Origin of the sequence: Pseudarthrobacter sp. NKDBFgelt (genome assembly GCF_046097905.1) — a bacterium.
Lineage (GTDB): Bacteria > Actinomycetota > Actinomycetes > Actinomycetales > Micrococcaceae > Arthrobacter > Arthrobacter polychromogenes.
On record NZ_JBJURL010000055.1, the window covers coordinates 1 to 13,499 of the forward strand.

Here is a 13,499-nt window from a genome sequence, read left to right on the forward strand (position 1 = left end):
CCACTACACGCCCAACGACGGCTACTCGCTCTTTATCACTGAGCACGACTTCTGTGGCGGCTGGGCCCGGTTCTCCGGCATAGGCGTAGGGGAAACCGTCAGCATCCCGGGCTACGGAACCTATACCGTCTCAGCACGGGGACAGGTGCCCAACCCGGGGACCACCAACGACGTCATTGCTGTCTTCGGCGGTTTCCCCCGGGCGATCCTCCAGACCTGCATCCCCGGCACGAGCCAGATGCTCCTGATTGCGCTGAACTGACTTGCACTGAACTGACGGGAATGCCTCACTGGCACCCTGGCCCGAGTGGCTGAAGATCCCCCAGGTTTCCCAAGCTTGTCCGCGGTTCCTAGCCTTGACGGCGGGGAGCCGCGGACAAGGCCATGACCGGACACAAAGAAACGCCACGGAGGGGACCCCGTGGCGTTGGTAGCGGGTAATCCTGACGGGGGAATTCCCACCTACGCGTTCATCGGTTTGCGCTCCGAGATGTGCTCCACGAGCTCACCCACGCGCTGCTCGGAGTAGTTCCGGGCAATGTCGCCCTGGCTGATGATGCCCACCAGCTTGTGGTCGGCGATCACCGGGAGCCGGCGGACCTGGTGGGTTTCCATCATCTCGATCGCCGCGTCAACGTTCGCGTCCGCGTCGACCCAGTGCGGCCTGCCCGAGGCGAGGTCGCGGGCCATCATTTCGCGGGGATCGCGTCCTGCTGCCACGCACTTGAGCACGATGTCGCGGTCGGTGATCATGCCCTTCAGCTTGCCGTCGTCACCGCAGATGGGCAGCGACCCGCAGTCAAGGTCCATCATCATCTTGGCGGCATCCACCAGGGACTGGTTTTCCTTAATACACTGCGCGTCCGTCGTCATGAACTCACGTACGGCACTCATTGGTCCTCCTTCATCGATGGGGATATCGACGCAGGGTACCGGGGCACATGCGCCGATGCTGCCAGCCTACGCCGGGCTCCCAGTGATGTCGACGGCGGTTTTCCACGGCTTCGGAAGGGGGCTTCCGCGCACGACGCCGGGCCCGCTGCCTGGCTTCCCGGCCTTCCTCGCGGCCCAGGACCTTCCATGGGCAGGATTCGCGAACAAGCCCGTGACTCAGGCGCTGGATCCGGGGCCCGGGCACAAAAAAGCCTCCGGAACCATTCGGTTCCGGAGGCTTTTCCTTGGGTGGCAGATGAGGGATTCGAACCCCCGTAGGCGTTGCCAGCTGATTTACAGTCAGCCCCCTTTGGCCGCTCGGGTAATCTGCCGAACTTCAAAAGAAGTACCCGCCGATGCAGTCTGCGAACCGTCCGTTTCCGGGCTGTTCCGCTTCCAGTAACCGCGGGCAAGACAACTTTACAGAACTTCCGCCGAAGAATCGAATCGGGCCGCGGACGCCTCGAAAACCCTTGCAATACCAGGGGAAAGGGACGGAATCAGGCCCCGCCCAGGATCCTGCCGGCGAGCCGCGCTTCGAACTTCACGGCCTGCTCCTCTGTGATCTGGTTCAGCTGGACAGCACGGAGCAGGTCCTCGTGGACACCTTCCATCCGGGCCGAGGCGTCCGGCACGGGACTGAAGATGATGGCCGCAGCAACTGCCGCGGCCGCGACGGAGCTGGCGGCGCCGGCAACCGCTCCAGCAGCTGCTGTGGTGGTTCGCGTGGCGTACCGGACGGCCTTGCGGTGCATGGTGTTCCCTTCGTGCAGCTTCCCAACTTTTCCAACTCTGCGGCGGCCTCCTTCGTTCCCTCCGGGTGTCCGCTGAGAGGGAACTGTGAACCCCACTCCCCCACCAACACCGGCATCCGTATTAGGCTTTTAGGCAGCGATCAAGCCCTGTTCCCGCACAGGGTTCCCACCGGCATAAGGAGAGTCATGGCAGGCGAGTCAACGTTCGACGTCGTAAGCAAAGTGGACAAGCAGGAAGTGGCCAACGCGCTGAACCAGGCGCAGAAGGAACTGGCGCAGCGTTACGACTTCAAGGGCGTGGGAGCCGAGGTGGACTTCAGCGGCGACAAGATCCTGATGAAGGCCAACTCGGAGGAACGGGTGTTGGCGGTGCTGGATGTCCTGCAGTCCAAGCTGATCCGCCGTGGCATCTCACTGAAGTCTTTGGACACCGGCGAGCCGTACGCCTCCGGCAAGGAGTTCCGGCTCGAGGCCTCCATCAAGGAGGGAATCGCGCAGGACCTGGCGAAGAAGATCAACAAGCTCATCCGCGACGAGGCGCCCAAGTCCGTCAAGTCCCAGATCCAGGGCGACGAACTGCGCGTGACGTCAAAGTCCCGTGACGACCTGCAGGCCACCATGGCCCTGCTGAAGGACTTCGACGAGGCCGACCTGCAGTTTGTGAACTTCCGCAGCTAGTCCTTCCCTTCGGCTTTCGACGCGCAGGATTTAGGCCGCCAGCCGTGCGTCAGGCTGGCGGCCGGCCCGCCAGCCGCTCCAGCCGCGCAATCCGGTCCCGCATGGGCGGGTGGGTGGCGAACAGCTTGTTCATCGCCCCGCCGCGGAACGGATTGGCGATCATCAGGTGCGAGGCGTTCACCAGGCGCTGGTCCTGGGGCAGCGGGGCGATACTGACGCCGCGCTCGATCTTGCCCAGGGCTGAGGCGAGGGCCAACGGATCGCCGGTCAGCTGCGAACCGTCCTCGTCGGCGTCGTACTCCCGCGTCCGGGAAATGGCGAGCTGGATCAGGGACGCCGCGAAGGGGGCGAGCAGCGCCATGGCGATCATGGCCAGCGGATTGGAGTTGCGGCGGTCCCCGCCGCCGAAGAACAGCAGCATCTGCCCCACCGAGGTGATCACGCCTGCGACGGCGGCGGCTACTGACGAGGTGAGGATGTCCCGGTTATAGACGTGCATCAGTTCATGCCCCAGGACGCCGCGAAGCTCGCGGGCATCCAACAGCTGCAGGATGCCCTGGGTCACGCAGACCGCGGCATTGCGGGGATTCCGGCCGGTGGCGAAGGCATTCGGATTCATGGTGGGCGAAAGATAGATGCGCGGCATGGGCTGGTTGGCCCGGGCCGAAAGCTCGCGGACCATCTGGTAGAGCTGCGGGGCCCGCGCCTCGGCCACGGGAATGGCCTGCATGGACCGGATGGCGATCTTGTCGCTGTTCCAGTATCCGTAGGCGGTGGTAAACACCCCCACCAGGGCCATGATCCAGATGGGCGCGGAACTGCGGGTACTGGTGCCGATTACCGCCCCGAGTCCGAGGAGCACCGCCCACAGCACCCCGAAGAGCGCCACCGTCTTGAGGCCGTTGTAATGTTTGTGCACGTCTCCTCCTTACTCACTAAGGAAACGGCTGTCTAGGGGACAGGGTTCCGGGCGTCGTATTCCCTGAAGCCGGGCTGCAGCTTTGCGGCCGCCCACGCGCCGGCGACGCAGAGGAAGCCGCCGATCAGCAGGACCCAGCCCTCTGCCACGATTTTGGTTGCGCCGCCTGCCAGCAGGTCACCGATCCTGGGGCCTCCCGCCACCACCACGATGAACACCCCCTGGAGGCGCCCGCGGAGGTGGTCCGGCGTTGCGGCCTGCAGGATGGTGTGGCGGAAAACGCCGCTGATGGAATCGGCGATCCCGGCCAGCGCGCAGCACAGTGCCGCGGGAAGCAGCCACAGCGTCACCGCTCCGTCCGGGACGCGCCCGGCCAGCAGCACCACGAGCCCGAACCCGGCGATGGAGGCGCCCCACCCCATCACCGAGAAGACCACGGCGCTCCCCTGCCGGCGCACATTCCCGAGCGGTCCGGAGAACAGCCCGGCCAGGAAGGCGCCGATGGCGGTGGAGGCAAGGAGGACGCCCACGGTGGCCTCGCCGCCGCCGATCATGACCGCGCCGATGGCCGGCATGAGCGCCCGCGGCTGGGCCAGGATCATGGCGATCAGGTCAATAACGAAGGTCATGCGCAGGTTGGGCCGGGTGCCCAGGAAGCGGAAGCCCTCGACGACGGAGCGGAGCCCGGGCCGGCGCGGAGTTCCCGACGGCGGGAGGGGCGGCAGCCGGTACACCGCCCACAGCACGAACGCGAAGCTGAGGAAGTCGAGCGTGTAGGTCCAGGCGAACCCTATCCAGGCGACCAGCACGCCGGCCAGCAGGGGACCTGCCGTCATGGCGAGGCCGAAGGACATCATGCTGAGGGCGTTGGCTGCGGGCAGGAGTTCCTTGCGGACCAGCATGGGGAGGATGGCGCTGCGGGCCGGCTGGTTGATGGCCTGGGCTCCGCTCTGCGCCGCCACCAACAGGTACAGGAGCCACACATTGTCCAGCTGCAGCCAGGACTGCAGGACAATCACGCCTGTGGTGAGCCACAGGACAGAGGTGGCGAGGAGGGCCACCCTGCGGCGGTCGTGGGCGTCGGCGATGGAACCGCCCAGCAGCCCGCCAATGACCAGCGGCACCAGGGCGAAAACGGCCAGCAACCCCACGTAGAAGCTGTCCTGGGTCAGGCGGTAGACCTGCAGGCTGACTGCCACCAACGTGAGCTGGCTTCCGACGGCGGACACGGCCGATCCCAGCCAGAGCCTGCGGAACGCCGGGCTCTCCCGGAGCGGCGTGATGTCAGCGAGCAGTTTCCCCACCCTGCAACCCTAGTGGTGCGGATGTGGCTGCTGGTTCCCGCGAGGTTAGTCCAGCCTTATTGTGAGATGTTCATAATAAGTGCTTGAATGGTGTCATGACGGAACACTTTGACGGCCACGAAGCATGGGCTGCCGCCCTGCGCGCCCACGGCCGCAGGGTGACCAAACAGCGGCTGGCGGTCCTGTCCGCCGTCGAACGCCATCCCCATTCCCCCGCCGAAAGCATCCTGAGCGCCGCCCGTGCCGAGCTTCCCGAGCTGACGGCCCAGTCCGTGTATGTGGTGCTGGGCGACCTGACTGACCTGCATATGCTCCGCAGGTTTGAGCCCCCGCACTCCCCCGCCCTGTACGAAACACGGGTGGGAGACAACCACCACCACGCCATCTGCATCAGCTGCGGCCGCGTGGAGGACGTCGACTGCGCAGTGGGCCACGCGCCCTGCCTCACCCCCCACTGGGATGAGGCAACCAAGCCGATGACCATCCAGATCGCCGATGTCATGTACCAGGGCATCTGCCAGGACTGCCAGCAGTCCCAACAACTTCCTTCCAATCGTCCCTCTGAAGAAACACAGAAATAAGAGAAATAGGAGAACAATGACTGCCATTTCAACAACCCAGTCAGGTGCCCCGGTTACGTCCGACGCGCACTCCAAGTCAACCGGTGCCGACGGTGCCATCATCCTGACTGACCACTACCTGGTGGAAAAGCTCGCCCAGTTCAACCGCGAGCGGGTTCCGGAGCGCGTAGTGCACGCCAAGGGCGGCGGCGCATTCGGCACGTTCAAGGCCACCGAGGATGTGTCCAGGTACACCAAGGCAGCCTTCCTGCAGCCGGGCGTCGAAACCGAGATGCTGATCCGCTTCTCCTCCGTGGCCGGCGAAAGCGGCTCCCCGGACACCTGGCGCGATCCCCGCGGCTTCGCCGTGAAGTTCTACACCTCCGAGGGCAACTACGACCTCGTGGGCAACAACACCCCCGTCTTCTTCATCCGCGACGGCATCAAGTTCCCGGACTTCATCCACTCCCAGAAGCGCCTCCCGGGCACCCACCTGCGCGACGCAGACATGCAGTGGGACTTCTGGACCTTGTCCCCCGAATCCGCCCACCAGGTCACCTGGCTGATGGGCGACCGCGGCCTGCCCGCCTCCTGGCGTGAAATGCAGGGCTACGGCTCGCACACCTACCAGTGGATCAACGCCGAGGGCGAGCGCTTCTGGGTCAAGTACCACTTCAAGTCCAACCAGGGCGTGAACTCCATGGGCAGCGAGCAGGCAGAGCAGCTGGCCGGCTCGGACGCTGACTACTACATCCGCGACCTGTCCGAGAACATCGAAGCCGGCAACTTCCCGTCCTGGGACCTGCACGTCCAGGTCATGCCGTACGAGGACGCCAAGACCTACCGCTTCAACCCGTTCGACCTGACCAAGGTGTGGCCGCACGGCGACTACCCGCTGATCAAGGTGGGCACCATGGAGCTGAACCGGAACCCGGAGAACTACTTCGCACAGATCGAGCAGGCCACTTTCGCGCCGTCGAACTTCGTTCCGGGCATCGCCGCTTCCCCGGACAAGATGCTGCAGGCCCGCATCTTCTCCTACGCGGACGCGCACCGCTACCGCGTAGGCACCAACCACGCGCAGATCCCGGTGAACCAGCCCAAGAACCAGGTCAACAACTACAGCCAGGACGGCGCCGGGCGTTACCACTTCAACGCCCCGTCCGTTCCGGTGTACGCCCCCAACTCCGTGGGCGGCCCGGCTGCCGTGGAGCCGCAGAACCCGGCCGGCGGCTGGGAGAACGACGGCGAGCTGACGCTGGCTGCGCACTCCCTCCACGCTGAGGACAGCGACTTTGTCCAGGCTGGCACTCTGTACCGCGAGGTTTTCGACGACGGCGCCAAGGCCCGCCTGCTCGAGACCATCACCGGTGCCGTGGGCGGCGTGAAGAGCCCCGGCATCAAGGAACGCGCCATCCAGTACTGGACGAACGTTGACGCCGACCTCGGCGCCAAGCTGCGCGCCAACCTCGGTGCCGCAGACGCACCGTCAGCGCCGGCTTCGGACGCAGAATCAGCCAACAAGATCGGCTAATCCAGCCTTTCCTGAGGTTGCTCCAGGGGCCACCCCGTCACGGATTCCGTGGCGGGGTGGCCCCTTTTCCACATAGGGCAGCCTGTGCACATAGCGGATCCGGGCACTGTCCTCCGGTGCGGGGCGCCCCTAGGCTCGCACCATGACAACTTTCCAGGGCATCCCGGCCGGCGCTTTTGGGTTCTACGAAGAGCTTCAGGACAACAACAACCGGGAGTGGTGGCAGGAACACCGGGCGGGGTACCAGTCGCTGGTCAAGGAACCGCTGGCATCACTGCTAGCAGAGCTGGAGCCCCGGTTCGGTCCGGCGAAGCTTTTCCGGCCCAACAGGGATATCCGGTTCTCCGAGGACAAGTCCCCGTACAAGACGGCCCAGGGTGCGGTGGCGTCCGTCCAGGAGGGTGTTGGCTACTACCTGCAGATAAGCGCTGAAGGCCTGCTGGTGGGCGGGGGCTGCCACTCGCACACCCCTGCGCAGCTGGCCCGCTACCGCAACGCGGTGGACGCCTCAGGCACCGGTGAGGCTCTCCGCCACATTGTGGAGGCCGTTGCCGCAGCCGGCTTCTCTGTTGAGGGCGAGAAACTGAAAACAGTGCCGCGCGGGTACGCCCGCGAGCATCCGCGGGCGGAACTCCTGAAGCACAAATCCCTCTCAGCCAGCGTCAGCCTGGGCATGCCGGACTGGCTGGCCACCCCCGGCGCGGTCCATGAAATCGCGGAGCTGTGGGATGACCTGCGCCTGTTGGTGGACTGGGTCAGCCGGCACGCAGCCCCTTGAGCGGTGTACCCCCTTGTGCGAATTCCCTATTCGGTGCCTGCTCCCCCGGAGGTAGCCGCAGCCGGCCGGTGTCCCTTCTTGGCCAGCTGGATCTGTTCGTAGACGTGGTGGCGCAACTCGGTAAAGCGCGGCAGGGAACGGGTGTTCAGCTGGTCACGGTCCGCCGGGAGGTCGATCTGGATGTCCTCCTGGATCACCGTCGGAGAGCTCGACAGGATGATGACCCGCTCGCCAAGGTAGACGGATTCGTCAATGTCGTGGGTCACGAACAGCACCGTCACGCCGAGTTTTTTCCAGACAACCCGGATCAGGTCCTCAAGGTCGGCGCGGGTCTGCGCATCCACCGCAGCGAACGGCTCGTCCATGAGCAGGACCTCGGGCTGGTAGGCGATGGCCCGGGCGATTGCGACGCGCTGCTGCATGCCGCCGGAGAGCTGCCAGGGGTAGGACCGCGGGACGTGGGAGAGGCCCACTGCTTCGAGTGCGTTGTCCACCAGCCGGTCGCGTTCGCCCTTGGGGACACCCTGGTTCTTCAGTGGCAGTTCCACGTTGTCCCGCACCCGCATCCACGGGAACAGCGAACGCCCGTATTCCTGGAAGACCACCGCCATCTTCTTCGGTGGGCCGGTCACGCGCTTGCCGTCAAGGAGCACCTCGCCCTCGGTGGGCGCCATGAGCCCGGAGATGCACTTGAGCAGTGTGGTTTTACCGGACCCGGAAGGCCCCACCAGGCAGGCCAGCTCCCCGGCGCGCAGGTCGAAGGTGAGGTTCCGGACAGCCTCGACGTCGCCGCCGTCGGTCTGGTAGACCTTCTTCAGCCCCCGTACGGAAAGCGTGGCCTCCGTGTTTGCTTGAGTGGCGTCAGGCTGCATTTTCTACCTCTTTCTGGCCGTGGTACCAGCGCAGGATGTTCCGTTCGGCCCACTGGAAGATGAAGGACATGGCCACGCCCAGCAGGCCCAGGACCACGATGCCGGACCACATCTCGGGGATGGCGAAGGACCGCTGGAACTGGACGATCGTAAAGCCCAGCCCGGAGGACGAGGCAAACATTTCGGAGATCACCATCAGGATCAGCCCGAGGGACAGCGACTGGCGGACGCCGGCCATGATCTGCGGGCTAGCGGAGGGCAGCACCAGGTACCGGACCCGCGCCCAGCCGCTGATGCCGTAGGTGTGGGCGGAGTCGGAAAGGACAGGGTCCACGGCCCGGACGCCTTCGATGGTGTTCAGCAGCACCGGCCAGACGCAGCCGGAGATGATCACCATGACCTTCATGGAATCGGTTATTCCCATGAGCAGCATGAGGACCGGCACCAGGACCGGGGGCGGGATGGCGCGGAAGAACTCAAGCGTTGGTTCCAGGAGGGCCCGCAGCCAGCGGACGGATCCGATCAGGACACCGCCCACCACCCCGATAAGGATGGCAACGGCGACGCCCACCACAAGCCGGCCCAGGCTGGGCAGGACATCCGAAAAGAAACGCTCACCGAACCAGACCTCGCCAAACGTCTCCACGAGGTCTGCTGGCTTGGGGACAAAGAAATTGACTGAGCCCAGGGTGGACACCCACCAGACCAGGACCAGCAGCGCCGGCAGTCCCAGGATGTAGCCGATGTTCCTGGCCGTCCTCATACGATCACCTCCGACCGGATGGACGAGTGCCAGCCCAGGATCCTTTTTTCGATCTGGCGCATCAGCATGTTGATGAGGACGCCGATCAGGCCGGTGGCCAACACCAGGGCGTACATGCCGGAGATGGCGCCGCCGGACTGGGCCAGGGCGATCTCCCTGCCGAGTCCCGGGGATCCGATGACGAGTTCCGCGGTGATGGCCAGGACCAGCGCCACGGCGGCGGCGAGCCGCACGCCCGTCATCAGGTAGGGCAGTGCGGTGGGAAAGACCACGTACCGGATCCGGGCCATCCTGCCCAGGCCGTACGTCTTGGCGGTGTTGTTGGCAACCATATCCACATCGGCCACTCCGTACAGCACCTGGATCAGGACCTGCCAAAAGGAGGCGTAAACAATCAGGAGCAGGGACGACTCGATTTTCACGCCGAAGAGCAGCACGGCCAACGGGATGAGGGCAACCGACGGGATGGGTCGAAGGAACTCGATGGTTGAATTGGTGGCCTTCCGCAGGAAATCGCTGGAGCCGATGATAAAGCCCAGCAGGACGGCTGCCGCCACTGCCATCAGCAGGCCGAGGAACCACGCCTTCATGGTCTCGCCCACCGCAACCCAGAAGGCCGTCAGTCCGAAGTCGACGACCAGGGCGGCTATGACCTCGCTGGCGGGCGGGAGGAACCGTTCATCGATCAGGCCGAGCCGGGGAATGAGCTCCCACGTCGCCAGGAATCCGATAATGCCCAGGATCCCCAGCAGCTGCTTCGAGGCCCCCTTGCCCGCCTTCCGGCGGTGCCGCTCCACGGGTGGAGCGGCACCGCCGGCGGCCAGGGTTCCAGGACTCACGGGAGGAGGTCGTCCGCACTGGGGGCTGTGGAGAGCGTGCCGTACTTGGCTGCCGCGTCGCCCAGCGTCTTGAACGCGCCCTCGTCGAACTCAACGCGGTAGCGCGGGAGGATCATCTTCGCCCGCGTGGCCTCGTCGATCTTGGTGTACGTGCCCACGATCTCGCGGACTTCGTCCGGGTGCTCCTGGGCGTATTCCAGGGACTTGTTCATGGCGCGGGTGAACTTTTCCGTCAGGTCGGCTTTACCGCTGATGGTGTCGCCCTTGGTGAAGTAGCCGGCGATATCGAGTTCCGGGCTCATCTCCACGAAGTTCGACGACACAACCGTTCCGCCTTCATCCACGGCCTTGGACAGGAACGGCTCGAGGATCCATGCTGCATCCACCTGCTTGTTGGCCAGCGCCGCAGGGGCGTCCGGGAAGGCCACTTCCACGAACTTCACCCCGCTGGGATCGCCGCCGTCCTTCTCGATGACCGACTTGATGGTGGTGTCGCCGATATTGGAGAGGTTGTTCACGGAAACAGTCTTGCCGGCGAGGTCCTTGGCGGACTGGATGTCCGATCCGGCCGGGACAACGACGCCGCCGATGTCCTTGCCCTCTTCACCCGTGGTGGAGGCGCCGTTTGCCACGAACTTCAGGTCCAGACCCTTGTCCTTGGCCACCATGACCGAGATCAGGTTGGAGAAGGCGAAGTCGAAGCTGCCGCTGACCACGCCGGGCACAATAGCCGCGCCGCCGGTGGCTGTCTGGATATCCAGCTCAAGGCCCTCTTCCTTGAAGAAGCCCTGCTTGTCACCGAGATAGATGGGCGCGCAGTCGACAATGGGGATGACGCCCACGCTGACCTTGGTCAAACCTTCTTCCCCGCCCCCGGTGGCGGGTGCGGTTCCGCCTCCCGTGGAACTGGGCGAGCCGCTTCCGCAGCCCGCCAGTCCAAGGATGGAGGCTGCTGCGAGGACGGAAATAAGACGACGTTTCATGTTCACTCCTTCGTGCACATGACTGGGAACTTCTGCGTTCCCTAGCCCTGGTGTTCGCCATTCGAACAATCGTTCGATTACTCTGATTCAATCACGGTACGACCGTCAGGCCACCCATATACGGCTCATTGTTACAGCTCTGAGACGGCGGCGTAAGGGACACCCAGCGGCAGTGTGCTGCCGCCGTCGCGGCGCAAGGGAGTCCGGAGGGCAGGGCTGCTTAGCCGTCCTGTCCGCTGGCCGCCAACCGGGCCTCAAGGTTGTTAAAGAAGACCGTGAGCATCAGTTCGAAGGCCTTCGTGGCTGCCTCCGGCTCGTTCATGACCACGAAGTCGAACTGGAGTCCGTAGAAGGTGGAGGTGAAGAGCCGCGCGTCCGTATCGGCGAATTCCTCCGGTATCCCCTGGACCATCAGCCAGTCGCGGGTCTTGTGGTGGAGCATCCGGAAGTGTTCCTGCGACGTTCCCCGCGGCTCGGCGGCAACGATGTCCTGCGCCGTCGCTTCAAATTCGAGCCGCGTGAGGTGCCGGTTGCGCTGCGCCATGGTCCACTGCCAGGAATCCAGCAGGAAGTCCCGCCAGGCGGCGCGGTCGATGTCCCGCACGTCGGTGTTGCGCATCCGGTCCAGCCGGGACTCGATGGAAACAACGATGTCGTTGATGAGCTGGTCGCGGCTTCCGAAGTGGTACACCAGCACGTAGGCGCTCATTCCCAGGCCGTCGGCCAGGCTCCGGAAGGTGAGCTCAGCCAGCGTCTTGTCCATCAAATAGTCAAGGATGGCGGCGAGGAGCTCGGCCTTGCGTTCGTGTCGTGTGGGGCGGGCCATAAGTCCAATCCTAGGTGGCGGCTCCATCCTGGAAGCCGGCATGCGAATGCCCGCCCGGGCAGGCCTGGGCGGGCATTCGGGGAAAGGGGTCAGACGCGGGTGAGCTCGTCGCCGTCGCGCACCTCGCCGGAAGCCGTTCCGTTGACGGCGCTGCTGGCGTCGCCGAACCGCTCGTTGAGGCGGGAGTGGCGCTGGCCGTAGGCGAAGTAGATCGCCATGCCGATGACCAGCCAAATGGCAAAGAAGATCCACGTCTCCACCGCAAGGTTGGTCATGAGGTAGAGGCACAACACTGCGGACACGATGGGCAGGACCTTCCCGAAGGGGACGCGGAAGGCGGGCTTCAGGTCGGGGCGCTTCTTGCGGAGCACCAGGATGCCGAGGCTTACCACCACGAACGCGGACAGCGTTCCGATGTTGATCATTTCCTCCAGCAGGTCCACGTTGGTCAGGCCGGCCACCAGTGCAACGGCGGCGCCGCAGATGACCTGGAGGCGCACCGGCGTCGAACGCTTCTCGCTGGTCCTGGACAGCGCCCGGGGCAGGAGGCCGTCGCGGCTCATGGCGAGAACCACGCGGGACAGGCCCATGAGGAGGACCATGATCACGGTGGTCAGGCCCACCAGCGAGCCGAAGGCGATGACCTTGGCGGCCGAGGTGTCGCCTACGGCTTCGAAGGCGGTGGTGAGGGTGGGGTTCTCGGCTTCGGCCAGCTGCGTGTAGGACACCATGCCGGTCAGGGCCAGCGAGACCAGGATGTAGAGCAGGGTCACCAGGGCCAGTCCGCCGAAGATCCCGCGCGGCAGGGTCTTCTGCGGGTTCTTCACTTCCTCGGCGGAGGTGGCCACCACGTCGAATCCGATGAACGCGAAGAACACCAGCGCGGCACCGGCAAAGATGCCCAGGGTGCCGTACTGGGCCGGCGCGGCCCCGGTCAGGAAGCCGAAGAACGACTGCTTGAGGACGTCGGCGGTACCCGTGCCGCCGGTGGGCTCAGCGGCGGGAACGAACGGAGCGTAGTTTTCGAACTTTACGTAGGTAAAGCCCACCACGATCACAAAGAGGACGACGCCGATCTTGATGAGGGTGAAGATGTTGCCTACGCGGGCGGACAGCTTGGTGCCAAGGACCAGCAGCACGGTGAAGACGGCGACGATCAGGAAGGCGCCCCAGTAAAGGTCAACCCCGCCCAGGGAGACCGCCGCCGGAATATCGGCGCCCATGAGGGCGAACACCTTGCTGAGGTAGATGCCCCAGTACTTGGCGATGACTGCCGCCGCGGTGAAGAGTTCCAGGATCAGGTTCCAGCCGATGATCCAGGCGAGGAGTTCGCCCATGGTGGCGTAGGTGAAGACGTAGGCGGAGCCTGCCACCGGGATGGCGGTGGCGAACTCGGCGTAGCACATGATGGCCAGCGCGCACGTGACCGCGGCGACGGCAAAGGACAGCGTCACGGCCGGTCCCGAGAAGTTGGCTGCCGCTTTGGCGCCCACGGAGAAGATGCCGGCGCCGACAGCCACCGCGACGCCCATGATCATCAGGTCCCAGGTGCTGAGGGAGCGCTTGAGCTTGCGTCCGGGCTCATCGGCGTCGGCCATCGACTGCTCGATGGATTTGGTCCGGAGAAGGTTCATAGGGGAATCACAATCCTGGTTTCGGCTGGAAACAGACCTCCTAACGCTAGTGTCCATCCACTGGACGGGCCGAATTGTTCCGAATGGTGAGATGCGCAATGTGCCAAACTTTGTTGCGGTG

Annotated in this window: 14 protein-coding genes, 1 tRNA gene and 1 pseudogene; 5 read left to right on the forward strand and 11 right to left on the reverse strand. The window is 64.9% G+C overall.

The annotated features are described in order from the left end of the window. A pseudogene (locus ACKAE7_RS14465) lies at nt 1-262 on the forward strand (peptidoglycan-binding protein); the annotation flags it as partial. Between the two features lie 200 nt (nt 263-462). On the opposite strand, the gene ACKAE7_RS14470 reads toward ACKAE7_RS14465, so the two are convergent. The 3 genes from ACKAE7_RS14470 to ACKAE7_RS14480 form a co-directional block, all read right to left on the reverse strand. Continuing rightward, a complete protein-coding gene (locus tag ACKAE7_RS14470; RefSeq protein ID WP_188809543.1) occupies nt 463-894 on the reverse strand; it encodes a CBS domain-containing protein in 432 nt (143 codons plus the stop codon). Between the two features lie 289 nt (nt 895-1,183). Then, nucleotides 1,184-1,265: transfer RNA gene (locus ACKAE7_RS14475), tRNA-Tyr, on the reverse strand. Nucleotides 1,266-1,433: 168 nt separating this feature from the next. Further along, nucleotides 1,434-1,688 (reverse strand): hypothetical protein, encoded by a 255-nt coding sequence (locus ACKAE7_RS14480; protein WP_104184408.1) that lies wholly within the window; start codon nt 1,686-1,688, stop codon nt 1,434-1,436. A 186-nt stretch (nt 1,689-1,874) separates the two neighbouring features. Here ACKAE7_RS14480 and ACKAE7_RS14485 point away from each other — a divergent pair, with 186 nt between their 5' ends. Continuing rightward, nucleotides 1,875-2,366: a YajQ family cyclic di-GMP-binding protein gene (locus ACKAE7_RS14485; RefSeq protein WP_104184409.1), complete on the forward strand. Its 492-nt coding sequence runs from the start codon at nt 1,875-1,877 to the stop codon at nt 2,364-2,366. 49 nt (nt 2,367-2,415) lie between these two features. On the opposite strand, the gene htpX is transcribed toward ACKAE7_RS14485, so the two are convergent. Further along, nucleotides 2,416-3,285: a zinc metalloprotease HtpX gene (gene htpX / locus ACKAE7_RS14490; protein ID WP_408979533.1), complete on the reverse strand. Its 870-nt coding sequence runs from the start codon at nt 3,283-3,285 to the stop codon at nt 2,416-2,418. Between the two features lie 32 nt (nt 3,286-3,317). Then, the gene (locus ACKAE7_RS14495; protein WP_408979534.1) at nt 3,318-4,589 is read right to left on the reverse strand and encodes an MFS transporter; all 1,272 of its coding nucleotides are present in this window, start codon (nt 4,587-4,589) and stop codon (nt 3,318-3,320) included. Between the two features lie 95 nt (nt 4,590-4,684). Here ACKAE7_RS14495 and ACKAE7_RS14500 point away from each other — a divergent pair, with 95 nt between their 5' ends. The 3 genes from ACKAE7_RS14500 (at nt 4,685) to ACKAE7_RS14510 (ending at nt 7,461) form a co-directional block, all read left to right on the forward strand. Beyond that, a complete protein-coding gene (locus ACKAE7_RS14500; protein WP_191034758.1) occupies nt 4,685-5,170 on the forward strand; it encodes a Fur family transcriptional regulator in 486 nt (161 codons plus the stop codon). A gap of 16 nt (nt 5,171-5,186) precedes the next feature. Continuing rightward, entirely contained in the window at nt 5,187-6,683 is a 1,497-nt protein-coding gene (locus ACKAE7_RS14505) for a catalase (protein WP_188727288.1), read from the forward strand. Nucleotides 6,684-6,825: 142 nt separating this feature from the next. After that, on the forward strand, nt 6,826-7,461 hold the full coding sequence (locus tag ACKAE7_RS14510) for a DUF2461 domain-containing protein (protein ID WP_408979535.1): 636 nt from the start codon (nt 6,826-6,828) through the stop codon (nt 7,459-7,461). Nucleotides 7,462-7,487: 26 nt separating this feature from the next. Here ACKAE7_RS14510 and ACKAE7_RS14515 read toward each other — a convergent pair whose 3' ends face one another. The 6 genes from ACKAE7_RS14515 to ACKAE7_RS14540 form a co-directional block, all read right to left on the reverse strand. After that, nucleotides 7,488-8,333 carry an ABC transporter ATP-binding protein gene (locus tag ACKAE7_RS14515; protein ID WP_188809538.1) on the reverse strand — a complete coding sequence of 282 codons (846 nt, stop codon included), beginning with the start codon at nt 8,331-8,333 and terminating at the stop codon, nt 7,488-7,490. Then, on the reverse strand, nt 8,323-9,096 hold the full coding sequence (locus tag ACKAE7_RS14520; protein ID WP_188809537.1) for an ABC transporter permease: 774 nt from the start codon (nt 9,094-9,096) through the stop codon (nt 8,323-8,325). Before ACKAE7_RS14520 ends, ACKAE7_RS14515 begins: the two co-directional genes overlap by 11 nt. Then, nucleotides 9,093-9,935 carry an ABC transporter permease subunit gene (locus ACKAE7_RS14525; RefSeq protein ID WP_190609497.1) on the reverse strand — a complete coding sequence of 281 codons (843 nt, stop codon included), beginning with the start codon at nt 9,933-9,935 and terminating at the stop codon, nt 9,093-9,095. Before ACKAE7_RS14525 ends, ACKAE7_RS14520 begins: the two co-directional genes overlap by 4 nt. Then, a complete protein-coding gene (locus ACKAE7_RS14530) occupies nt 9,932-10,918 on the reverse strand; it encodes an ABC transporter substrate-binding protein (protein ID WP_366277102.1) in 987 nt (328 codons plus the stop codon). Before ACKAE7_RS14530 ends, ACKAE7_RS14525 begins: the two co-directional genes overlap by 4 nt. Nucleotides 10,919-11,138: 220 nt before the next feature. Next, nucleotides 11,139-11,744, reverse strand: coding sequence for a TetR/AcrR family transcriptional regulator (locus ACKAE7_RS14535; RefSeq protein WP_188809536.1), 606 nt, complete (start codon nt 11,742-11,744; stop codon nt 11,139-11,141). Between the two features lie 89 nt (nt 11,745-11,833). Continuing rightward, complete coding sequence (locus tag ACKAE7_RS14540; protein ID WP_190609495.1) at nt 11,834-13,378, reverse strand: amino acid permease; 1,545 nt, start codon at nt 13,376-13,378, stop codon at nt 11,834-11,836. Between the last annotated feature and the right edge of the window lie 121 nt (nt 13,379-13,499).

Coding starts and splice junctions, on each gene's coding strand:
- ACKAE7_RS14515 (WP_188809538.1), bottom strand. CDS start 8,333: ATGCAGCCTGACGCCACTCAAGCAAACACGGAGGCCACGCTTTCCGTA.
- ACKAE7_RS14520 (WP_188809537.1), bottom strand. CDS start 9,096: ATGAGGACGGCCAGGAACATCGGCTACATCCTGGGACTGCCGGCGCTG.
- ACKAE7_RS14535 (WP_188809536.1), bottom strand. CDS start 11,744: ATGGCCCGCCCCACACGACACGAACGCAAGGCCGAGCTCCTCGCCGCC.
- ACKAE7_RS14500 (WP_191034758.1), top strand. CDS start 4,685: ATGACGGAACACTTTGACGGCCACGAAGCATGGGCTGCCGCCCTGCGC.
- ACKAE7_RS14530 (WP_366277102.1), bottom strand. CDS start 10,918: ATGAAACGTCGTCTTATTTCCGTCCTCGCAGCAGCCTCCATCCTTGGA.
- ACKAE7_RS14505 (WP_188727288.1), top strand. CDS start 5,187: ATGACTGCCATTTCAACAACCCAGTCAGGTGCCCCGGTTACGTCCGAC.
- ACKAE7_RS14485 (WP_104184409.1), top strand. CDS start 1,875: ATGGCAGGCGAGTCAACGTTCGACGTCGTAAGCAAAGTGGACAAGCAG.
- ACKAE7_RS14480 (WP_104184408.1), bottom strand. CDS start 1,688: ATGCACCGCAAGGCCGTCCGGTACGCCACGCGAACCACCACAGCAGCT.
- ACKAE7_RS14510 (WP_408979535.1), top strand. CDS start 6,826: ATGACAACTTTCCAGGGCATCCCGGCCGGCGCTTTTGGGTTCTACGAA.
- ACKAE7_RS14470 (WP_188809543.1), bottom strand. CDS start 894: ATGAGTGCCGTACGTGAGTTCATGACGACGGACGCGCAGTGTATTAAG.
- ACKAE7_RS14540 (WP_190609495.1), bottom strand. CDS start 13,378: ATGAACCTTCTCCGGACCAAATCCATCGAGCAGTCGATGGCCGACGCC.